This is a genomic window from Bacillus sp. 95MFCvi2.1 (assembly GCF_000374965.1).
GTDB classification, from domain to species: domain Bacteria; phylum Bacillota; class Bacilli; order Bacillales; family Bacillaceae_G; genus Bacillus_A; species Bacillus_A pseudomycoides.
In genome coordinates, this window is sequence record NZ_KB895705.1 from 34969 (window position 1) to 58054 (window position 23086).

The following is a 23086-nucleotide window of genomic DNA, read 5'->3' on the forward strand; positions in this document are numbered from 1 at the left end:
AATTATACTTATCCGGCAGTTGCGAATAATAACAGTAAAGTGGTTACCGCACACCAATAAGAATCCCGGGACTTATTGCGTGGCGTTTTATATAGATAAAGGGACGGGTTAGTTTAAACCTGTTCCTTTGTACTTGTAAAACAAAAGATACCACATTAGTATAGAGATATATTGCCAAATTAGGGAGTAGGAAAAAGCATGAGTGATATACATAAGAAGATTAAAAAGAAACAGTTTGCACCACTTTATTTAATATATGGAACGGAAGTTTATTTTATAAATGAAACAATAAAGCTTATAACAACGGAAGCGCTAGCTGAAGAAGATCGTGAGTTTAATGTTGTAACATATGACTTAGAAGAAGCGTATTTGGAAGATGTAATAGAAGATGCACGGACGCTTCCTTTTTTTGGAGAACGTAAAATACTACTAGTTAAATCCCCATTGTTTTTAACATCGCAAAAAGAAAAACTAGAACAAAATCTAAAGATTTTGGAGGAGTATGTTGCAGAACCATCTCCATTTTCGATTGTTGTATTTGTAGCTCCTTATGAAAAATTAGATGAGCGGAAAAAAATCACAAAATTATTAAAGAAAACGGCAGATGTAGTAGAAGCAAGTACGATGCAAGTACAGGACGTTCGTAAATGGATTGTGGCCCGTGTAGATGAAGTGCATGTACATATTGAGGAAGCAGCTGTTAGTTTACTATTGGAGCTTGTAGGAAGCAATGTAACGATGCTAGCAAAGGAAATGGACAAGTTGACCCTTTATGTTGGTATAGGTGGAGAAATTACAACAGGGCTTGTAGCGGAACTGGTACCAAAATCGGTTGAACAAAATGTGTTTGCGTTAACAGAAAAGGTAGTAAAAAAAGATATTGCTGGGGCTATGCTAATTCTAGATGGACTATTTACGCAGCAAGAGGAACCAATTAAATTATTGGCGTTATTAGTGAGTCAATTTCGTTTACTGTACCAAGTGAAGGAATTACAGCAACGTGGATATGGACAAAATCAAATTGCTTCGCATATTGGTGTTCACCCGTACCGAGTAAAGTTGGCGATGAATCAAACGAAATTTTTCTCGTTTGAAGAATTGAAAAAAGTTATTTTAGAGCTAGCTGAAGCTGATTATAGTATGAAAACAGGGAAAATGGATAAAAAGCTTGTCTTGGAGTTTTTCTTAATGCGTTTAAATCATATTGGGTAAAATAAAAGCGGAGGCAGTTCGCTCAGAATCACAGGTCATTGGAGCCCCCCACCGAGAAGTGTTTTTGGCTTCAATCGAGAGGGTGAAATGGCCGGAGATTCTAGTTGCTATAGCTGGATAAAATAAAAAAGTTCATGTCATCTGCTGCATGGACTTTTTTGTATATAAAAAAACGATCCAAATGGATCGTTTTTTAAACGCCTTACGCGTTTACTTGTTTCGCTAAGCGAGATTTTTGACGAGCTGCAGCGTTTTGGTGGATAAGACCTTTACGAGCTGCTTTGTCAAGTTTTTTAGAAGCAGTTTTGAAAGCTTCTTTAGCATTTTCAAGATCGTTATTAGTAACTAAAGCTTCTACAGTTTTAACAGCTGAACGCATGTCAGACTTGATAGAAGCGTTATGTGCACGACGCTCTTCGCTAAGTTTAGCGCGTTTGATAGCAGATTTAATGTTTGCCATACTTTTCACCTCCCTGGTGCGATCGAGTGACTCGATACTTACATAGAACAAGTGATATTCTATCAAACGGAGAAGAGAATTGCAATAGCGAGATCAATGAAATTTCATGTAAGGGAAAGAATGGCCTTATATAATTTTGGGAAATCTAACGATATTTACTATTAAATGCGGAGGAGATACGATGAAAGAACCATTAGATTTAAGTAAATATAGCGTTAGGACAGACCTTGCAGTAGAAGCGCATCAAATGTTACAGGAACGTCAACAAAAACAAACGGGAATCGAAGGTGTTGTTGTAAAAGAGCGTGAAGAAGAAGGGATTACGATTACGAAAGTGATAATCGATGAAAGTGCTTCTGAATCGATGGGTAAAAAAGCCGGGAATTATTTAACGCTTGAAGTGCAAGGGATCCGCCAGCAAGATACGGAACTTCAGCAAAAAGTGGAACGTATTTTTGCAAAAGAATTCTCTTACTTATTAGGAGAAATTGGAATAACCAAAGAAGCAAGCTGCTTAATTGTAGGGCTAGGGAATTGGAATGTCACACCAGATGCACTTGGTCCGATTGTTGTAGAGAATGTGCTTGTGACACGCCATCTTTTTAAATTACAACCTGAAAGTGTAGAGGAAGGGTATCGCCCAGTTAGTGCAATTCGTCCAGGTGTAATGGGGATTACAGGGATTGAAACAAGTGACGTCATTTACGGTATCATTGAAAAAACAAAGCCGGATTTTGTTATCGCTATCGATGCGCTTGCTGCAAGGTCTATTGAACGAGTAAACAGTACGATACAGATTTCAGATACGGGAATTCATCCTGGATCTGGTGTAGGAAATAAACGAAAAGAACTAAGTAAAGAAACGCTAGGAATTCCTGTGATTGCTATCGGTGTTCCGACGGTTGTAGATGCTGTTTCCATTACGAGCGATACAATTGATTTTATCCTAAAACATTTTGGACGTGAAATGAGAGAAGGAGATAAGCCGTCTCGATCTTTATTGCCAGCAGGTTTTACATTTGGAGAAAAGAAGAAACTAACAGAGGAAGATATGCCGGATGAAAAAAGCCGTAATATGTTTTTAGGGGCAGTGGGCACATTGGAAGATGAAGAAAAACGAAAATTAATTTACGAAGTATTAGCTCCTCTTGGTCATAATTTAATGGTGACGCCGAAAGAAGTAGATGCATTTATTGAAGATATGGCAAATGTAATAGCGAGTGGTTTAAATGCTGCACTTCATCATCAAATTGACCAAGATAATACAGGTGCATATACGCATTGATGAGAAGAGGCGAAAGTAGTTGAGTAGATTTACGCTTCAATGTGTGTGCTGCGTTATTCTGTTTTTGTTTGTGATGCTAATCGGAATTGGAATCGTTAATCATGGCTTAAAAAGCATGAAAGGCTATCGACAGCCAACATATGAACAAGTTGCACGAATGACGGGAACTGGAAGTGAAAATGTTGATTTAGAAATTTTAGGAGGTACATTTTCAGCAAGTGAAAAACAAAAACAGTTAGAAAGTCTCAGAAGTTTTAATGTTGTAGAAGGACTGGGAATGGGAATCGCAGAATTTGTTCGAAGTATCGCTAAGTTTAGTACAGATATAGTAATTGGGAAAATAAAAGATATTTTTAGCCAATTGGGAGAATAAACAGAGGTTGTCTTATCATTTTGTAAGACAACCATTTTTTTGTTATAAAAAGGTTTGTCTCGTTTGATCTGCTCGCATAAGATAAAGAGAGGAAGATTTGTCTTATAAGCAGCACGAGTTTTCATTGAATCTTTGCTGCTCTATTGATATAATCAGTGCTAGTGTATATTGGCGAGACTATTAGGAGTTGAGAACATAGATGAATAAAGAAGAAAGAGCAAAAAGACAGTCCAACATTCGTAACTTCTCCATCATTGCTCATATTGACCACGGAAAGTCAACGTTGGCAGATCGTATTTTGGAGAAAACAAATGCGTTAACACAGCGCGAAATGAAAGCTCAATTACTTGACTCTATGGATTTAGAGCGTGAGCGTGGTATTACAATTAAATTAAATGCAGTTCAATTAACGTATACGGCAAAAAACGGTGAAGAATATACTCTTCACTTAATCGATACACCAGGGCACGTCGACTTTACGTACGAAGTATCTCGTAGTTTAGCGGCTTGTGAAGGTGCTATCCTTGTTGTCGATGCAGCGCAAGGTATTGAAGCGCAAACGTTAGCGAACGTGTATTTAGCGCTTGATAATAATTTAGAAATTTTACCGGTTATTAATAAAATCGATTTGCCAAGTGCTGACCCAGAGCGTGTTCGTCAAGAAGTAGAAGATGTAATTGGTTTAGATGCATCAGAAGCTGTACTTGCTTCCGCAAAGGCTGGAATTGGGATTGAAGATATTTTAGAACAAATCGTTGAAAAAGTACCAGCTCCAGAAGGTGACCCGGAAGAGCCACTTCAATGTATGATTTTTGACTCTTTATATGACCCATATCGCGGTGTAATTGCGTATATCCGTGTTGTGAACGGTACAGTAAAAGTTGGCGATAAAGTACGTATGATGGCAACTGGTAAAGAATTTGAGGTAACAGAAGTAGGTGTATTTACACCGAAAACAACGCAGCGTGAAGAGTTAACAGTAGGTGATGTAGGATTCCTAGCAGCATCTATTAAAAATGTAGGAGACACACGCGTTGGTGATACAATCACACATGCGAAACGTCCAGCAGCAGAACCATTACCAGGTTATCGTAAATTAAACCCAATGGTATTCTGTGGTTTATATCCAATCGATTCGGCGCGTTATAACGATTTACGTGATGCATTAGAAAAACTTGAATTGAATGATTCTGCTCTTGAATTTGAGCCAGAAACATCTCAAGCATTAGGATTCGGTTTCCGTTGTGGCTTCTTAGGGTTACTTCACATGGAAATCATTCAAGAACGTATTGAACGTGAATTTAAGATTGATTTAATTACAACGGCGCCAAGTGTTATTTATAAAGTATATTTAACGAGCGGTGAAGATCTTATTGTTGATAACCCATCTAACATGCCAGATCCGCAATCTATTGACCGTGTGGAAGAACCGTTTGTAAAAGCGACGATTATGGTTCCAAATGATTACGTTGGTGCTGTAATGGAAATTTGCCAAGGGAAACGTGGTACATTCCTTGATATGCAATATTTAGATGAAACACGTGTTACGTTAACATATGAGATCCCACTTTCTGAAATCGTATACGACTTCTTTGATCAATTGAAGTCTAATACGAAAGGGTATGCATCATTTGATTACGAGTTAATCGGTTACAAACCGTCTAGACTTGTGAAGATGGATATTTTATTAAATAATGAACAAGTCGATGCTTTATCATTCATTGTACATCGCGATTCAGCCTATGATCGTGGTAAAGTAATTGTAGAAAAATTAAAAGAATTAATTCCAAGACAACAGTTTGAAGTACCAATTCAAGCGACAATTGGGAACAAAGTTGTAGCGCGTTCTACAATTAAAGCGATGCGTAAAAACGTACTTGCAAAATGTTATGGTGGTGACATTTCTCGTAAACGTAAACTTCTTGATAAACAAAAAGAAGGTAAAAAACGTATGAAGTCTGTTGGTTCTGTAGAAGTGCCACAAGAAGCATTCATGGCTGTATTAAAAATGGACGATAACTAATAAAAAAGAAGCCGTTTGTGCGGCTTCTTTTTGTACGTAGGATTACTTTTTTAGACATCTTTTCATCTCTCCTTTACAATGGTGAGGATGCTTTTTATTGTAAGAAACAACAGTGATATAGAGTTAGGAGACTATTGATGTCTGAAAATATTCGAAAAGATATTCAAGAAAAAATACAAAACGGTGATTTTAATTGTGAAAAAGAATTGACGCTTTCTATTATTAGCGGAAAGTGGAAAGTTGTAATCTTGTGGCATCTAGGTGTAGAAGGGTCGCATCGCTTTAGTGAGTTACAACGACTATTCCCAAACATTTCTCATAAGGTTTTATCTAATCAATTAAAAGAATTAATGGAAGATGGAATCATTGATCGGACAGTATATCCAGAAGTACCTCCGCGGGTAGAGTACTTTATGACTGATTTAGGTATGACGCTTTTACCAATCGTCGAAATGATGTATGATTGGGGAAAAATGCGAATGGAACAAATTCGTAACACGTTACAGAAGTAAAGGAGCCTCCGAAGTGCGGAGGTTTTCTTTTTAGAAAGGTAGGAGTCTAGTTTAATGCAAGCTGCATATATTCATATTCCGTTTTGTCAGCATATTTGTCACTATTGTGATTTTAATAAAGTATTTATTGAACGTCAGCCTGTTGATCAATATTTAGAGTATTTAGAGAAAGAAATTATAAATACGGTTCAAAAGGTGCCGTTTGAAAATATGAAAACGATTTTTGTTGGGGGCGGGACACCAACGGCATTAAATATGGAGCAGACAAAAAAGCTGTTAGATATTATTAATCGCCGTTTACGTCCGTTCGCTCCAAACTGTGAATTGACGTTTGAAGCAAATCCTGGAGATTTGCCAAAAGAAAAGTTGAACCTGCTATTAGATGGTGGTGTCAATCGAATTAGCTTTGGTGTGCAAACATTTCGAGATGAATTACTTCAGAAAATTGGACGTAAGCATACGAGGGAAGATGCATTTGTAGCGATTCGTGAAGCGCAGGAAGTAGGCTTTACGAATATTAATGTGGATTTAATTTATGCATTACCAGGGCAAACGATAGAAGATGTGAAAGAAACGTTGGACATTGCTTTTACGTTAGGAGTTCAGCATTTTTCTGCATATTCCTTAATTGTTGAACCGAAAACGGTTTTTTATAATTTAATGAACAAAGGAAAATTAAGACTTCCAGGGGAAGAGCATGAAGCAAGAATGTATGAAATAGTAATGGATGAAATGGAAAATCATGGCTATAAACAGTATGAAATCAGTAATTTTTCAAAAGAAGGCTATGAAAGTAGACATAATCTCACATACTGGAATAATGAACAGTATTATGGTTTTGGAGCTGGTGCTCACAGTTATGTAAACGGAGAACGAATTCAAAATGTTGGCCCGTTAAAGCAATATTTCTCTAAAATTGATGAGACAGGCTTCCCTTATTTAGACGTCCACGAAGTAACAAGAAAAGAAAGAATGGAAGAAGAACTATTTTTAGGGCTTCGGAAAACAAAGGGCGTTTCTAAGCTTACATTCCAAAAGAAATTTGGTGTCGAAATGGATGAGATTTTTGCAAAGCAGTTATTATCCAACAAGGAATATGGATTGCTTCAGGATAAAGGTAACCATGTTTGTTTGACGAGACAAGGTAAGTTATTAGGGAATGAAGTATTTCAGTCGTTTTTAATTGATTAATTAAATGTTCAGTAGGTATGAAAAAGTTTCTCTATTTTGTGACGTTTCCGTTGACAATTGAATGTCAATTTTGGTAAGTTATTAATAGATTTAGCACTCGAAGACAAAGAGTGCTAACAGAGGTGATGATGAGATGCTTACGGAACGTCAGCTCTTGATTTTACAAACAATTATTGATGACTTTATTGGATCAGCGCAACCTGTTGGGTCAAGAACGTTGGCTAAAAAAGATGAAATTACATTTAGTTCAGCTACGATTCGAAATGAAATGGCTGATTTAGAGGAACTGGGATTTATTGAAAAGACACACAGTTCTTCTGGACGTGTTCCTTCAGAAAAAGGATATCGATTTTATGTAGACCATCTTTTAGCACCACAACATTTATCGAATGAGGATGTTGTACAGATTAAGGATTTATTTGCTGAAAGAATTTTTGAAGCGGAAAAAATTGCACAGCAATCCGCTCAAATTTTATCAGAGCTCACAAATTATACGGCAATTGTTCTTGGACCGAAAGTGAGTGCAAATAAATTAAAGAATGTACAAATTGTTCCGCTGGATCATCAAACAGCAGTCGCCATTATTGTAACAGATACAGGTCATGTACAAAGCAAAACGATTACCGTTCCGGAATCTGTTGATTTATCAGATTTAGAAAAAATGGTTAATATTTTAAACGAAAAGCTATCTGGTGTGCCGATGGCGGAGTTGCATAATAAAATTTTAAAAGAGATTGTGACGGTTCTACGTGGGTATGTCCACAACTATGATAGTGCAATAAAAATGTTAGATGGTACATTTCAAGTTCCCTTGTCGGAAAAGATATACTTTGGGGGGAAAGCGAATATGCTTTCGCAGCCGGAGTTTCACGACATTCAAAAGGTACGCTCCTTGCTGACTATGATTGATAATGAAGCTGAATTTTACGATATTTTGCGTAATAAACAAGTCGGGATTCAAGTGAAAATCGGTCGAGAAAATTCTTCGACGGCTATGGAAGATTGTAGTTTAATTTCTGCAACCTATTCCATTGGCGAAGAACAGATTGGAACAATCGCGATCCTAGGTCCAACGAGAATGCAGTATTCTCGCGTAATTAGTCTGTTACAATTGTTTTCAAGACAATTTACAGATGGGCTAAATGGATTGTATAAATCAAAATAATAAATTCACTCGAGCGATGAACATTGTCATTGCTGGTGTGTAACATAAAAACTATGCTTGGACGCTCATGTTAAGCATGAGCTCTGGTGCCTTTTAAGGAGGTGAAAGTTGTGGAAGAGCGTAACGAACAAGTAGTTGAAGAAGCGAAAGAAACGCAAACTGAGGAATCTATTACAGCAGAAAACAGTGAAGAAACTGTAGTAGAAGAAAAAAGTGAAGCGGCTCTTTTACAAGAAAAAGTAGATGGATTGCAAGCGAAATTGACGGAAACGGAAGGTCGCACACTACGTCTACAAGCTGATTTTGAAAACTATAAGCGCCGTGTTCAACTGGATAAGCAAGCGGCTGAAAAATATAGATCGCAAAGCCTTGTGTCAGATATTTTGCCAGCTCTTGATAACTTTGAAAGAGCGATGCAAGTGGAAGCGAGCGACGAGCAGATGAAGTCCTTATTACAAGGGATGGAAATGGTATATCGTCAATTGCTAGAAGCGCTGACTAAAGAAGGTGTTGAAGCGATTGAAGCTGTTGGTAAACAGTTTGATCCGCATGAACATCAAGCTGTTATGCAAGTAGAAGACAGCGAGTTTGAATCAAACGCGGTTGTGGAAGAATTCCAAAAAGGTTATAAACTGAAAGACCGTGTGATTCGCCCATCAATGGTAAAAGTAAATCAATAATTTACATAAATGTAGGAGGTTTCGCCATGAGTAAAATTATCGGTATTGACTTAGGTACAACAAACTCTTGTGTAGCTGTTATGGAAGGTGGAGAACCAAAGGTTATTCCAAATCCAGAAGGGAACCGTACAACACCTTCTGTTGTAGCTTTCAAAAATGAAGAGCGTCAAGTTGGGGAAGTAGCGAAGCGTCAAGCGATTACAAACCCAAATACAATCATGTCTGTTAAACGTCATATGGGTACAGACTACAAAGTAGAAGTTGAAGGTAAAAACTACACACCTCAAGAAATTTCTGCAATCATTTTACAAAACTTAAAAGCTTCTGCTGAAGCGTACTTAGGTGAAACAGTAACGAAAGCTGTTATCACAGTGCCAGCATACTTCAACGATGCAGAACGCCAAGCAACAAAAGACGCTGGCCGTATTGCTGGTTTAGAAGTAGAACGTATTATTAATGAACCAACAGCAGCTGCGCTTGCTTACGGTTTAGAAAAACAAGACGAAGAACAAAAAGTTCTAGTATATGACTTAGGTGGCGGTACATTCGACGTATCTATTCTTGAGTTAGCAGATGGAACATTTGAAGTTATTTCAACTGCGGGTGACAACCGTCTTGGTGGTGACGACTTTGACCAAGTTATCATCGATCATTTAGTAGCTGAATTCAAAAAAGAAAATAACATTGATTTAAGTCAAGATAAAATGGCACTTCAACGTTTGAAAGATGCAGCTGAAAAAGCGAAAAAAGATCTTTCAGGTGTAACACAAACACAAATTTCATTACCATTCATTAGTGCTGGGGCTGCTGGTCCATTACACTTAGAATTAAACTTAACAAGAGCGAAATTTGAAGAACTTTCAGCTAACCTTGTTGAAAGAACATTAGAGCCAACTCGTCGTGCATTAAAAGATGCTGGTCTTTCTCCAAGTGAATTAGATAAAGTTATTCTTGTTGGTGGTTCTACTCGTATCCCAGCTGTACAAGAAGCAATTAAACGTGAAACTGGTAAAGAACCATATAAAGGCGTTAACCCTGATGAAGTTGTAGCGTTAGGTGCTGCAGTTCAGGGCGGTGTACTTACTGGTGATGTAAAAGGCGTTCTATTATTAGACGTAACTCCACTTTCTTTAGGTATCGAAACTATGGGTGGCGTATTCACGAAGTTAATCGAGCGTAACACAACAATTCCAACAAGTAAGTCACAAGTGTTCTCAACTGCTGCTGATAACCAGCCTGCAGTAGACATTCACGTATTGCAAGGTGAGCGTCCAATGTCAGCTGACAACAAAACACTAGGTCGCTTCCAATTAACAGATATCCCACCAGCACCACGTGGTATTCCGCAAATCGAAGTAACATTCGATATTGATGCGAACGGTATCGTAAATGTACGTGCAAAAGACTTAGGAACAAGTAAAGAACAAACAATTACAATCCAATCTTCTTCAGGTCTTTCTGATGAAGAAGTAGATCGTATGGTAAAAGAAGCTGAAGCAAATGCTGATGCTGACCAAAAGCGTAAGGAAGAAGTTGAACTTCGTAATGAAGCTGACCAACTTGTATTCCAAACAGATAAAGTTGTAAAAGATTTAGAAGGTAAAGTAGATGCAGCTGAGGTAGCGAAAGCAACAGAAGCAAAAGAAGCATTACAAGCGGCAATCGAGAAAAATGATCTGGATGAAATTCGTGCGAAAAAAGATGCACTTCAAGAAATCGTACAACAACTTACTGTAAAATTATATGAACAAGCTCAAGCAGCTGCTGGTGCTCAGCAAGCAGAAGGTACACAAGGTAACGCTAGTGCAAAAAATGACAACGTAGTTGACGCTGAGTTTGAAGAAGTAAAAGAAGATAAGTAATAAAGTAAAAAAACATAAGTAAGATGACAAAAAGTCAAAGTCAAGCGTGCCTTGGCTTTGGCTTTTTTCATGAATGAAGAAAGTGCTTCGGGCAGGTTAGCTCTTTCATATGAGAGTCTTAAGTTTTTCTTTTTGCATACTGTAAGTGAGGAAACTTTGTTGCAAAGCACTTTCTTTCGGTGTTAAAATTACGTTTATGTGAAAGATTCGGGGGTTACAAATTTATGAATAAAAGAGATTATTATGAGGTGCTCGGCCTTAGCAAGGGCGCTTCAAAAGATGAAATCAAAAAAGCATACCGTCGTTTGGCTAAAAAATATCATCCAGACGTAAGCAAAGAAGAAAATGCAATTGAAAAGTTTAAAGAAGTACAAGAAGCGTATGAAGTTTTAAGTGACGATCAGAAACGTGCGCAGTACGATCAATTTGGTCATGCTGATCCAAATCAGGGTTTTGGCGGCTTCGGCGGTGGAGACTTTGGTGGTGGATTCGGATTTGAAGACATTTTCAGCTCATTCTTTGGCGGAGGTGGCGGCAGACGCCGTGATCCAAATGCACCGCGTCAAGGTGCTGACTTGCAATATCAAGTTACTTTAAACTTTGAAGAAGCGATTTTTGGTAAGGAATTAAATGTTGAAATTCCAGTTGAAGACCCATGTGACACATGTCAAGGCGCTGGAGCGAAACCAGGAACTTCAAAAGAAACATGTAAACATTGTTCAGGAACAGGTCAAGTGAGCGTAGAACAAAATACACCATTTGGTCGTATTGTAAATCGTCAAGCGTGTAAACATTGTTCAGGAACAGGCCAAATGATTAAAGAGAAATGTACAACATGTCATGGCTCTGGAAAAGTACGTAAACGTAAAAAAATTAACGTTAAAATTCCAGCGGGTATTGATAATGGTCAACAAATCCGTGTGTCTGGTAAAGGTGAAGCGGGTGTAAACGGTGGGCCGGCTGGTGATTTATATGTTGTTGTTCATGTAAGAGACCATGAGTTCTTCGAGCGTGATGGCGATCATATTATTTGTGAAATGCCATTAACATTTACGCAAGTAGCGCTTGGTGCTGAAGTGGAAGTTCCAACTGTTCATGGAAAAGTGAAATTGAAAATACCAGCAGGAACGCAAACAGGAACGGAATTCCGCCTAAAAGGAAAAGGCGCTCCAAATGTACGTGGATATGGCCAAGGTGATCAATATGTAGTTGTTCGTGTTGTTGTACCAACGAAATTAACATCACATCAAAAAGAATTATTACGTGAATTTGCAGGACAAGAAGATCAAGATGATAGCCTATTTGGAAAGCTTAAACGAGCTTTTAAAGGGGAATAATGGAAATAAAAAATGGAGTTGGTAAATTGTGAAATGGTCAGAAATTAGTATTCATACAACAGAGGAAGCAGTAGAAGCTGTTTCTCATATTTTACACGAAGCAGGTGCTAGCGGTGTAGCGATTGAAGACCCGGCAGAGTTAACAAAAGAGCGTGAGCAACAGTATGGTGAAATTTATGCGCTCAATCCATCTGAATATCCAGAAGATGGTGTGTTAATAAAAGCATATTTCCCACAAACGGATTCTTTACATGAAACAGTTGCGAGTGTAAAATCATCTATTGATGTACTTCCATCTTTCGACATCGAAATTGGTACAGGAAATATTACGATTAATGAAGTCGATGAGGAAGACTGGGCTACTGCTTGGAAAAAATATTATCATCCAGTTCAAATTTCTGATACATTCACAATTGTGCCAACTTGGGAAGAATATATACCTTCTTCTCCAGATGAAAAAATTATTGAATTAGATCCAGGGATGGCATTTGGTACAGGGACACATCCAACAACAACGATGTGTATTCGTGCGTTAGAGAAAACAGTGCAGCCAGGTAATACCGTAATTGATGTTGGAACAGGTTCTGGTGTATTAAGTATTGCTGCAGCAAAATTAGGTGCAGCATCTGTTCAAGCGTATGATTTAGATCCAGTTGCAGTTGAAAGTGCGGAGATGAATGTTCGTTTAAATAAAACGGACGGTATCGTATCTGTCGGACAAAATAGTTTATTAGAAGGTATTGAAGGACCAGTAGATTTGATTGTAGCAAATTTACTTGCAGAAATTATTCTTCTATTCCCTGAAGACGCAGCGAGAGTTGTAAAACAGGGTGGACTATTTATTACATCTGGTATTATTGGAGCAAAAGAAAAAGTAATCTCTGAGGCGTTAGAAAAAGCTGGATTTACAATTGAAGAAGTGTTAAGAATGGAAGATTGGGTAGCAATCATTGCACGAAATGCGTAATATATAATTTATGTTAATAATGAACGAAAGAGTCTCTCGCTATATGAAGTGAGAGACTTGCCGTTTGTTATATTAAAATGATAACGTTTCGTTCTTTTCGTAAGGGAGGACTTACGAAAGGAACGAAACTTTACTAAGGTGATGAGATGCAACGTTATTTTGTAGAAGAGAAGTATGTAAATGATGCAAGTATTCGTATTGTAGGTGATGATGTACATCATATCGCAAGAGTGATGCGCATGTCAGTTGGTGATCACATTTATTGCTGTGTACACGGTAAAACAGCAATGTGTACAATTGCTGAAATTACCAGTGAATTTGTGGATAGTGCTATTGTAGAATGGGTAGAGGCGTCAAGTGAACTGCCAGTGTTCGTGACGATTGCAAGTGGACTGCCAAAAGGAGACAAGCTAGAGTTAATTTTTCAAAAAGGAACTGAGCTTGGGGCGGCCGCATTTTTACCATTTCAAGCATCTCGTTCTATTGTAAAATGGGATGCAAAAAAAGCAGATAAAAAAGTTGAGCGCTTGAAAAAAATTGTGAAAGAAGCTGCAGAGCAATCGCATAGAAGTGAAATTCCAGCTGTACATGCTCCGGCATCATTTAAACAATTGCTTGCGATGAGCAGTGATTATGATGTTTGTCTTGTTGCGTATGAAGAGGAAGCAAAGCAAGGCGAAAAAGCTAATTTTGCGAAGGCTTTAACGGCACTTGAACGTGGTCAAAAACTGTTGGTTGTATTTGGCCCAGAAGGTGGTTTATCTGAGGAAGAAATTTCTGCGCTTCGTGAACATAAATTTATACCATGTAGTTTAGGGCCGAGGATTTTACGAACAGAAACGGCGCCGCTTTATGCGTTAAGTGCCGCTTCTTATCATTTTGAATTGATGGGGTGATGATCAATGGCAACTGTTGCGTTTCACACGTTAGGTTGTAAAGTAAACCACTATGAAACAGAAGCAATTTGGCAATTGTTTAAACAAGGTGGTTATGAAAGAACTGAATATGAAAAGAAAGCTGATGTGTATGTAATCAATACATGTACAGTAACAAATACTGGAGACAAAAAAAGCCGTCAAGTTATTCGACGTGCTGTACGTCAAAATCCAGACGCTGTTATTTGTGTAACAGGATGTTACGCACAAACATCTCCAGCGGAAATTATGGCGATTCCAGGCGTAGATATCGTTGTTGGTACGCAAGATCGTGAGAAAATGCTAGGGTATATTGAAGAGTTCCGTAAAGAACGTCAACCAATCAATGCTGTCCGTAACATTATGAAAACACGTGTATATGAAGAGCTTGATGTACCGTATTTCACTGACCGTACACGTGCATCTTTAAAAATACAAGAAGGTTGTAATAATTTCTGTACGTTCTGTATTATTCCTTGGGCACGTGGTTTAATGCGTTCTCGTGATGGAAAAGAAGTTATTCACCAAGCGCAGCAATTAGTGGATGCAGGTTATAAAGAAATCGTCTTAACTGGTATTCACACAGGTGGATATGGGGAAGACATGAAAAACTACAATTTAGCTGGATTGCTTCGCGATATGGAAGCAGAGGTAAATGGCTTGAAACGTCTTCGCATTTCTTCAATTGAAGCGAGTCAAATTTCAGATGAAGTAATTGAAGTATTAGATAAGTCTGAAGTAGTTGTCCGTCATTTGCACATTCCACTACAATCAGGTTCTAACACTGTACTAAAACGTATGCGCCGTAAGTATACGATGGAATTTTTCCAAGAGCGTTTAGATCGCTTGAAAGAAGCGTTACCAGGCCTTGCGATTACATCCGATGTAATTGTTGGCTTCCCTGGTGAAACGGAAGAAGAATTTATGGAAACATACAATTTCATTAAAGAAAACCGTTTCTCTGAATTGCACGTGTTCCCTTATTCAAAACGTACAGGAACACCTGCGGCTCGTATGGATGACCAAATTCCTGAAGAAGTAAAAAATGATCGTGTTCATCGTTTAATTGAATTATCGAATCAGTTAGCGAAAGAATACGCATCTCAATTTGAAGGTGAAGTTCTTGAGATTATTCCAGAAGAGCCTTTCAAAGACGGCGATCGTGAAGGATTATATGTAGGTTATACAGATAACTATTTAAAAGTTGTGTTTGAAGGATCTGAAGAATTAATCGGCAAACTAGTAAAAGTGAAAATTACAAAAGCTGGTTACCCATATAACGAAGCACAATTTGTTCGTGTTCTTGAAGATGATGTAAAAAAAGAATCAGCAAGTGCGTAAGAGAAAAGCATGCAAACGAAAAGGGTTTGCATGCTTTTTTCTTTGCTGGAGAAGTTAAGATATGAAGTTGTAATATTTCATGCTATAATGCTAACCGTTATGGTTGTCAGACAACCGTGTAGTGAAGAAAGGGGCATATGAAAAATGAACTATGCAAAGTTAATTGACCACACATTATTAAAACCGGATACAAAAAAAGCAGCGATTGTTACATTATGTGAGGAAGCAAAGAAACATGACTTCGCGTCTGTGTGTGTAAACCCTACTTGGGTTGAAACTGCAGCAGAATTATTAAAAGGTACAGATGTAAAAGTTTGTACAGTAATCGGTTTCCCTCTTGGAGCAAATACACCAGAAACAAAAGCGTTTGAAACGCAAGATGCAATTGCAAAAGGTGCAACAGAAGTTGATATGGTAATTAATATTGGTGCATTAAAAGATAAAAATGATGAATTAGTAGAGCGCGACGTTCGTGCGGTTGTAGAAGCTGCAAAAGGAAAAGCACTTGTAAAAATTATTATTGAAACATGCTTATTAACAGAAGAAGAAAAAGTTCGTGCTTGTGAATTATCTGTAAAAGCAGGTGTAGATTTTGTAAAAACATCGACTGGCTTCTCAACGGGCGGGGCAACAGTAGAAGATGTAGCACTAATGAGAAAAACAGTTGGGCCAGAAATCGGTGTGAAAGCTTCTGGTGGTGTTCGTAACGGAGAAGATATGGACGCGATGGTAGAAGCGGGAGCAACACGTATTGGTACAAGTGCTGGTGTTGCACTAGTAAGTGGGAAAACAGCAACAACGGATTATTAATTTAAAAGCGGAGCCGACTGTTTAGTCCTATCTGATAAGCTTGTTATCTTCTTGTATGGAAGGTAAAAGAAACGAATCCATCTAGCTATTATAGCTAGATGGATTGAATTGTTCAAAAAATAAAATATACATTAGCTGTAATGTATGATTTGAACAAATTTAGATAGAAGAAGGGCATCTACTCTTCTTTTATTCTGTCAAATAGTTGACCTGAAGTAACAAAATGTATTATAATCGTAAAAGACATGCTGAAGAAGTGTTTCTTTTTGCATGCTGAAGTTAGTATGTAAGTGTGATGTTTCGGAGGGAGGGAAAGAGAATGTCAAAAACAGTCGTTCGTAAAAACGAGTCTTTGGAGGATGCACTTCGCCGTTTTAAAAGATCGGTTTCTAAAACTGGTACACTTGCTGAAGCAAGAAAGCGCGAGTTTTATGAAAAACCAAGTGTAAAACGTAAGAAGAAGTCTGAAGCGGCAAGAAAGCGTAAATTCTAAGAGAGGGTGTAAGTTATGAGTCTTCTCGGTCGTTTAAACGATGATATGAAACAAGCGATGAAGAATAAACAAAAAGAAAAATTAACCGTTATTCGTATGGTTAAGGCTGCTTTGCAAAATGAAGGAATTAAACTGCAACATACTCTTACTGAAGAAGAGGAATTAACAGTTTTAACTCGTGAAGTAAAACAGCATAAGGACTCCCTCCTTGAATTTAAAAAAGCGGGTCGTGATGACCTTGTTGATAAACTGCAAAATGAAATTCAGATTTTAAATACGTATTTACCTGAACAACTAACAGAAGAAGAGCTAGTGAATGTAGTTAAGCAAGTTATTTCTGAAGTTGGTGCTGCTTCTAAGGCAGATATGGGTAAAGTGATGAGTGCTGTTATGCCGAAAGTAAAAGGTAAAGCAGACGGATCACAAGTGAATAAGCTGGTTGCACAGCTATTAGCATAAAAAAGCGTCTCATGAGAAATGAGACGTTTTTTTATGCTTTTTTCTTTTTGGACGTGATATTACAAGCTCTTTTTTCATACATATGGGATGAGAGGGGGGTCTTGGAGATGAAGAAATTAGTGCAAATGAAAAATTGGCTAACAAAGCAAATAGACCTACCAGTGGATGTACTAATGGATCTACCTCGTATTACCCTTGTCGGGCAAGTACATATTTATATAGAAAATCATCGAGGGTTATTAGTATTTACAGATAAAGAAGTGCGGTTGTTATTAAAACATGGTCAATTATTAATAAAAGGGCAATCGTTTGTTATTAAAACAATTCTTCCAGAAGAGCTTTTGCTTGAAGGGATTATTGAACAAGTAACATTTTTAGAAAATGAGAAGAAAGATAAATTGTAATGAAACTTCCATTAGTGAAGTTTTTCTTCTTATTTCGTTTCGTACGAGCTATTTGAATGTTAAAAGCTGAAGAAAGCACTACGAAAATAGTGGCGTAACATTTGTGCTTTTGAGAAAGGTAGTGGGACGGACGATGAAAAATCAATGGTTCACACGATGGCTTGGGTATGTGAAGGTTCGAATTGAAGGTAGAGGAGCGGAGCGTTTTATTAATGAATGTGTGCGTAGAAATTTAGTCGTATGGGATGTAAAGAAGATTGCAGAAGATACATTAGTATTTTGTATGTTGCTTCGTGATGTGAAGCGACTGAGACCGATCTATCGAAAAAATGAATGTAAGCTATACTTTATTGGACGTTTCGGTTTTCCGTTTTGGAATAAGCGTTTGCTTAAGAATAGTGGTTTTTTAATCGGTTTTCTTATCTTTTTTTTCGGTATGATTGCTTTATCAAATATGGTCTGGAAAATCGAGATTACAGGGGCAAAACCGGAAACGGAATATATTCTTATAAAAGAATTGGATAAAATGGGTATTAAAAAAGGAAGACTGCAATTTCAAATGCCGAATGTAGAAGATGTTCAGCGTCATTTGACAGATAATATTAATGCGATTACATGGGCTGGCCTAGAGATAAAGGGGACAACATATCATTTTAAAATTGTTGAAAAAAATGAGCCGGAGAAGGAGAAAGAGCAAAAACCACAAAATTTAGTTGCCAAAAAAGAGGCAATCATTACAAAAACATTTGTGGAAACTGGAAAACCAGTTGTAATGAAAAATGATTATGTGCAAAAGGGACAACTTCTTGTGTCAGGGATGTTTGGAAAAGAGGATAATCCAACGATTGTTTCTGCTAAAGGAATTGTATATGGAGAAACGTGGTATGAATCTGAAGTGACAGTTCCTTTAAAAACAACATTTCAAGTGTATACAGGAAATTCATATAATGAGCATTATCTTCGTCTTGGAAGTGTTAAAATAAAAATATGGGGATTTCAGCATGATAAGTATAAGCGGTCTCGTACTGAAAATGTCAAACATGATGTGAAACTGTTTGGTTTTATATTGCCTATTTCCTATGAAAGGGAAATTGTGCGTGAAGAGGAAGAAGCGAATCGTGAATATACAGAAAAACAAGCAATGCGAGTAGCGAAAGAAATGGCTGAAAAAGAACTAAAGAAAAAATTGGATGAACATGCTATGATTGTAAGTGATAAGATTTTGCACAACGAGGTTGAGGCGAATCATCTAAGAGTAACATTACATTATACGGTGATTGAAAATATTGCAGAGCCACAACCGATATCTGAATCCGATATTCAAGGAGACTGAGTAATGGCAGAACAATTAATAGAAATGAATCAACAAGTGGAAAATCCTAATGAAGCAATTGCTCTATTTGGAGTGAATGATGCACATTTAAAAGTAATTGAACGAGAACTTGCCGTATCTATCGTAACGCGAGGTGAATCTGTTCGTGTATCTGGAACAGATGAAACCGTGGCGCTTGTTGAAAAAATTTTACAGCAATTACTTGCTGTTATTCGTAAAGGTGTATCAATCTCGGAACGAGATGTTGCATATGCAATTCAGCTTGGCCGTCAAGGGAAAATAACTCATTTTGAAGAGCTATATGAAGAGGAGATCTTTAAAACAGCAAAAGGTAAATCCATCCGTGTGAAAACAATGGGTCAAAGACAGTACATTCATGCGATGAAGAAGAATGATATTGTATTTGGAATAGGGCCTGCTGGTACAGGGAAGACATATTTAGCTGTGGTAATGGCTGTACGAGCATTAAAGCAAGGGTATGTAAAAAAGATTATTTTAACAAGACCAGCTGTAGAAGCAGGGGAAAGCTTAGGTTTTTTACCAGGTGATTTAAAAGAAAAGGTAGACCCTTATTTACGTCCTTTATACGATGCGCTTCATGATATTCTTGGGCAAGAATATACACAGCGTATGCTAGAGAGAGGAACGATTGAAATTGCACCTCTTGCATATATGAGGGGACGTACGCTGGATGATTCTTTCGTTATTTTAGATGAAGCTCAAAATACAACTGGTGCTCAAATTAAAATGTTTTTAACTCGCCTAGGTTTTAGTTCGAAAATGGTTGTTACTGGCGATCCGTCGCAGGTTGATTTACCGAAGGGGGTAAAGTCGGGACTTTCAATTGCTGCGAATGTTCTATCAGGTGTATCAGGGATTTCATTTGTTAAATTAGAGCAATCGGACGTTGTAAGACATCCCCTTGTGCAGCGGATTATCGAGGCATATGATAAAATGGAATGATCCTATTTGTAAGGATCATTTCTTTTTGTATGGTAGAGATAGATGAAAGGGTTGGCGAATAGCCTATTTTTTACTATCATTAAAGGGTGGACAAGTAGATTCATTTACTTGTGAATGTGCAGTGCAATGTAGAAGCCTGCTTATAAAAAGCCCGATTGGTGGGGGTTAATCATTGGTGGGGATAAAAAACTCCCGTTGATTAAAGATTCACTTTATGTCTGGAGAGGAGAAGGTATTGAAATCATGTCAAGATCTCAAGAAATTTCTAGGTGGTTTCGTAACATACAACATTCGAAAAAATTAAGCTGGATTTCTTATATTTTATTAGGAGCGGTACTGTTTTTTGCACTCATGAACAATGTGAAACCAGAGCAACTAGATGTTAAAATGCTATCTATTTCGAAACAAACAATCCACTCTCCTATCAAAATCGAAGATAAAGTAACGACGGATAGAAAGAAGAGAGAAGCTGCTCAAAAGGTAGAGGACCAATATACATATCGAAGTGAATACAAGCAAAATAAAGTAGATATTGTAAACTCTGTCTTTTTAGCGATAAAAGAAGTGGAAGCTGACACGAAGGCTGTTGGTCCTGATGAACAGAAAAGGATTTCTGCTGCAGAACGATTGGAGAAATTAAAGAAGAAATTGCCTACAGATTTAACGAAAAGTTTATCTGATTCTGTGTTGTTACAGTTTGTAAATGCTGAACCAGGTCAATTGTCATTAGCAAGAGATGCTATGGTAACAGCGATTAATAATATTATGAGTACTCACATTAAAATGAATGAAGAAAATGATGCGAGAGAACGATTTGTCAATGAAATACGCAATGTTAATGTGAATAGCGATTTAAAAGACGCACTTAACGTACTTGGAAAATATGCAATTGAAGCAAATTATTTCTATGATTCAACTGCTACAAAAGACCGGAAAAAAGTAGCGGAAGATGCAGTTGCGCCAGTTTATATTCTTCAAGGGCAAATTCTTGTGAAGGAAGGCGACACGATTACAAGAGAAGTATATGATCAATTGAAATTAGTTGGGCTTCTTGAACAAGGAAATACATTTCAGCCATTTGTAGGATTAGCAATCATTATTGGTGTACTCCTATTCTTTATGCATAAGCAATTTGAATCGTTTTTAAAATTGAAAAGAGAAGAAAAACCATATATTTTAGCTTATACAACAATTGTAGCGATTACAGTCGTTTTGATGAAAATCATTAGTTTGTTTCAAAAGTTGGAATATGCCGGTATCGCATATGTTGTTCCGGTCGCGATGGGAACAATACTAGTAAAATTAATGATTGGTGATCGTTTTGTTTTTATAACAAGTATGATCTTCTCTGTATGTGGGAGTATTATGTTTAATGAAGGTGTAACGAGTACACTGAATTATAGTGTAGGTATTTATGTTTTATTAAGCTCGTTATCGGTTAGTATCTTTTTGAGAGAGAAAAATCGACGTTCGATGATCTTACAAGCGGGCATCCTTGTTTCTGTTCTAAATGTAGTTGTATTAGCTGCGCTATTACTTTTGCGTAATGGAAACTTCTCGCCGCTTGAAATTGGTTCACAATTATTAATGGCTGCTGCTTCTGGTATCATCTCATCCATTTTAGCTATGGGGATTTTACCGTATTTAGAAAGTGGTCTTGGAATTGTATCAAGTATGAAGCTTATGGAGCTTTCAAGCCCGAATCATCCACTCCTTCGTAAAATTTTACTAGAAGCACCGGGAACATATCATCATAGCGTTATGGTTGCTAACCTTTCTGAGGCAGCTTGTGAGGCTGTTGGAGCAAATGGAGTTTTAGCACGTGTTGGTGCGTATTATCACGATATTGGGAAAACAGTGCAGCCTCATTTCTTTATAGAAAACCAAATGGGGATTGAAAACCCGCATGATAAATTAGATCCTGAAATGAGCAGAGATATTATTATTGCTCATGTGACAAATGGAGTAAAAATGTTAGAAGAACACCATATTCCGCAAGAAATTATTGATATTGCAGGACAGCATCATGGAACGACATTACTTAAATATTTTTACTATAAAGCGATTAAAGAAGATAAAGAGAGATATACAGAAAAAATGTTCCGTTATCCAGGATCAAAAGCGACGTCAAAAGAGTCTGCAATTGTTGGGATTGCGGATAGCGTCGAAGCAGCAGTGCGTTCTATGAACCATCCGACACCAGAACAAATTAATAATTTAGTACAAAGTATTATAAAAGATCGTTTGCAGGATGGACAATTTAGTGAATGTAATTTGACATTTAAAGAATTACAAATTGTTGGGAAAACTTTATGTGAAACGTTAAATGGTATTTTTCATTCTCGTATTAAATATCCGGAACCGCCGGAAGAAAAGGGGACAGAATGAGTTTATTAATAGATTTTTTTGATGAAACAGAAGAAGTGAAAGAAGAATATGTGAATATGATTTGCGATTTGCTAGAGCAAGCTGCACGAATGGAGAACGTAGAAGATGGAACAGAGCTTTCTGTTACATTTGTTGATAATGAACGTATTCAAGAAATTAATCGTGATTATCGCGACAAAGATCAACCGACAGACGTTATTTCTTTTGCAATGGAGGATATGGGAGAAGGAGAGATGGAGATCGTTGGCGCGGAAATGCCGCGTATGCTAGGAGATCTTATTATTTCTATTCCAAGAGCGAAAGAACAGGCTGAAGAATATGGGCATTCCTTTGATCGTGAATTAGGATTTTTAGCGTTGCATGGATTCTTGCATTTACTTGGTTATGATCATATGACAGATGAAGACGAACAAGAAATGTTTGGAAAGCAAAAAGAAATTTTAGAGGCGTTCGGATTAGGTAGATGAAAAAAGGAAAACTTATAAATAGTTTTGGATATGCTATAGCTGGTATATACTTTTGTCTTCGTCACGAACGAAATATGAAAATTCATTTTTTGGCCGCAGTTATTGTTATATGCTGCGGCTTTTATTTCCGTGTAACGAGAACGGAATGGCTCATATTACTCATTACAATTGGAATTGTCATGGGTTTGGAAATGGTCAATACGGCAATTGAAAAAACAGTTGATTTAGTCACAGTGGATTTTAAACCATTTGCAAAAATTGCAAAGGATGTTGCTGCTGGTGCAGTGCTATTATTTACTGTTATAGCTGTTATAATTGGTGCTATTATCTTTTTACCTTATATGGTATAGTTGCATTCCAAAGCTTTTGTTATGCTTTGGTAGCGTTAAGAACGCCGTTAATGAAAGTTTCATTTTATCTTTTCACAATTGTGAATGGAAAGGATGC

The 23086-nt window shown here is 37.3% G+C and carries 23 protein-coding genes; 22 read left to right on the forward strand and 1 reads right to left on the reverse strand.

The window, feature by feature from the left end; all coding sequences use genetic code 11:
- Positions 1–198: 198 nt before the first annotated feature.
- Positions 199–1212 carry a DNA polymerase III subunit delta gene (holA, locus tag C568_RS0120060; protein ID WP_006095981.1) on the forward strand — a complete coding sequence of 338 codons (1014 nt, stop codon included), beginning with the start codon at positions 199–201 and terminating at the stop codon, positions 1210–1212.
- A gap of 202 nt (positions 1213–1414) precedes the next feature.
- Here holA and rpsT read toward each other — a convergent pair whose 3' ends face one another.
- Positions 1415–1672 carry a 30S ribosomal protein S20 gene (gene rpsT, locus C568_RS0120065; protein ID WP_001274011.1) on the reverse strand — a complete coding sequence of 86 codons (258 nt, stop codon included), beginning with the start codon at positions 1670–1672 and terminating at the stop codon, positions 1415–1417.
- Positions 1673–1853: 181 nt separating this feature from the next.
- On the opposite strand from rpsT, the gene gpr reads away from it, so the two are divergent.
- From gpr to C568_RS0120170, 21 genes are all read left to right on the forward strand, one after another.
- Positions 1854–2957 carry a GPR endopeptidase gene (gene gpr / locus C568_RS0120070; protein WP_006095982.1) on the forward strand — a complete coding sequence of 368 codons (1104 nt, stop codon included), beginning with the start codon at positions 1854–1856 and terminating at the stop codon, positions 2955–2957.
- A 19-nt stretch (positions 2958–2976) separates the two neighbouring features.
- Positions 2977–3330, forward strand: a complete 354-nt coding sequence (locus tag C568_RS0120075; RefSeq protein WP_018782546.1) for a DUF3679 domain-containing protein — start codon at positions 2977–2979, stop codon at positions 3328–3330.
- 199 nt (positions 3331–3529) lie between these two features.
- Positions 3530–5353 carry an elongation factor 4 gene (gene lepA / locus C568_RS0120080; RefSeq protein WP_003200617.1) on the forward strand — a complete coding sequence of 608 codons (1824 nt, stop codon included), beginning with the start codon at positions 3530–3532 and terminating at the stop codon, positions 5351–5353.
- A gap of 137 nt (positions 5354–5490) precedes the next feature.
- The gene (locus C568_RS0120085; protein WP_003200619.1) at positions 5491–5865 is read left to right on the forward strand and encodes a winged helix-turn-helix transcriptional regulator; all 375 of its coding nucleotides are present in this window, start codon (positions 5491–5493) and stop codon (positions 5863–5865) included.
- A 54-nt stretch (positions 5866–5919) separates the two neighbouring features.
- Entirely contained in the window at positions 5920–7056 is a 1137-nt protein-coding gene (gene hemW, locus C568_RS0120090) for a radical SAM family heme chaperone HemW (RefSeq protein WP_018782547.1), read from the forward strand.
- 133 nt (positions 7057–7189) lie between these two features.
- A complete protein-coding gene (hrcA, locus tag C568_RS0120095) occupies positions 7190–8221 on the forward strand; it encodes a heat-inducible transcriptional repressor HrcA (RefSeq protein WP_003200623.1) in 1032 nt (343 codons plus the stop codon).
- Between the two features lie 110 nt (positions 8222–8331).
- On the forward strand, positions 8332–8901 hold the full coding sequence (gene grpE / locus C568_RS0120100) for a nucleotide exchange factor GrpE (RefSeq protein ID WP_018765852.1): 570 nt from the start codon (positions 8332–8334) through the stop codon (positions 8899–8901).
- Between the two features lie 26 nt (positions 8902–8927).
- Positions 8928–10763: a chaperone protein DnaK gene (dnaK, locus tag C568_RS0120105; RefSeq protein WP_003200627.1), complete on the forward strand. Its 1836-nt coding sequence runs from the start codon at positions 8928–8930 to the stop codon at positions 10761–10763.
- Between the two features lie 224 nt (positions 10764–10987).
- Positions 10988–12100, forward strand: a complete 1113-nt coding sequence (gene dnaJ, locus C568_RS0120110) for a chaperone protein DnaJ (protein ID WP_003200629.1) — start codon at positions 10988–10990, stop codon at positions 12098–12100.
- A 28-nt stretch (positions 12101–12128) separates the two neighbouring features.
- Complete coding sequence (gene prmA / locus C568_RS0120115) at positions 12129–13067, forward strand: 50S ribosomal protein L11 methyltransferase (protein ID WP_006095985.1); 939 nt, start codon at positions 12129–12131, stop codon at positions 13065–13067.
- 146 nt (positions 13068–13213) lie between these two features.
- Complete coding sequence (locus C568_RS0120120) at positions 13214–13963, forward strand: 16S rRNA (uracil(1498)-N(3))-methyltransferase (RefSeq protein WP_018782548.1); 750 nt, start codon at positions 13214–13216, stop codon at positions 13961–13963.
- Positions 13964–13969: 6 nt separating this feature from the next.
- A complete protein-coding gene (mtaB, locus tag C568_RS0120125) occupies positions 13970–15322 on the forward strand; it encodes a tRNA (N(6)-L-threonylcarbamoyladenosine(37)-C(2))-methylthiotransferase MtaB (protein ID WP_003200635.1) in 1353 nt (450 codons plus the stop codon).
- A 144-nt stretch (positions 15323–15466) separates the two neighbouring features.
- The gene (gene deoC, locus C568_RS0120130; protein WP_016116369.1) at positions 15467–16132 is read left to right on the forward strand and encodes a deoxyribose-phosphate aldolase; all 666 of its coding nucleotides are present in this window, start codon (positions 15467–15469) and stop codon (positions 16130–16132) included.
- Positions 16133–16451: 319 nt separating this feature from the next.
- The gene (gene rpsU, locus C568_RS0120135) at positions 16452–16625 is read left to right on the forward strand and encodes a 30S ribosomal protein S21 (protein ID WP_000048061.1); all 174 of its coding nucleotides are present in this window, start codon (positions 16452–16454) and stop codon (positions 16623–16625) included.
- 15 nt (positions 16626–16640) lie between these two features.
- Complete coding sequence (locus C568_RS0120140; RefSeq protein ID WP_003200639.1) at positions 16641–17084, forward strand: GatB/YqeY domain-containing protein; 444 nt, start codon at positions 16641–16643, stop codon at positions 17082–17084.
- Between the two features lie 107 nt (positions 17085–17191).
- Positions 17192–17488 carry a sporulation protein YqfC gene (yqfC, locus tag C568_RS0120145; protein WP_003200641.1) on the forward strand — a complete coding sequence of 99 codons (297 nt, stop codon included), beginning with the start codon at positions 17192–17194 and terminating at the stop codon, positions 17486–17488.
- A 133-nt stretch (positions 17489–17621) separates the two neighbouring features.
- Positions 17622–18821, forward strand: a complete 1200-nt coding sequence (gene yqfD / locus C568_RS0120150; protein ID WP_018782549.1) for a sporulation protein YqfD — start codon at positions 17622–17624, stop codon at positions 18819–18821.
- A 3-nt stretch (positions 18822–18824) separates the two neighbouring features.
- On the forward strand, positions 18825–19784 hold the full coding sequence (locus tag C568_RS0120155) for a PhoH family protein (protein ID WP_003208528.1): 960 nt from the start codon (positions 18825–18827) through the stop codon (positions 19782–19784).
- 243 nt (positions 19785–20027) lie between these two features.
- Positions 20028–22172, forward strand: a complete 2145-nt coding sequence (locus tag C568_RS0120160; protein ID WP_029427559.1) for an HD family phosphohydrolase — start codon at positions 20028–20030, stop codon at positions 22170–22172.
- On the forward strand, positions 22169–22639 hold the full coding sequence (gene ybeY, locus C568_RS0120165; protein ID WP_018782551.1) for an rRNA maturation RNase YbeY: 471 nt from the start codon (positions 22169–22171) through the stop codon (positions 22637–22639). Before C568_RS0120160 ends, ybeY begins: the two co-directional genes overlap by 4 nt.
- Positions 22636–22989: a diacylglycerol kinase family protein gene (locus C568_RS0120170; protein WP_018782552.1), complete on the forward strand. Its 354-nt coding sequence runs from the start codon at positions 22636–22638 to the stop codon at positions 22987–22989. The genes ybeY and C568_RS0120170 overlap by 4 nt, the downstream gene beginning before the upstream one ends.
- The last annotated feature ends 97 nt before the right edge of the window (positions 22990–23086 follow it).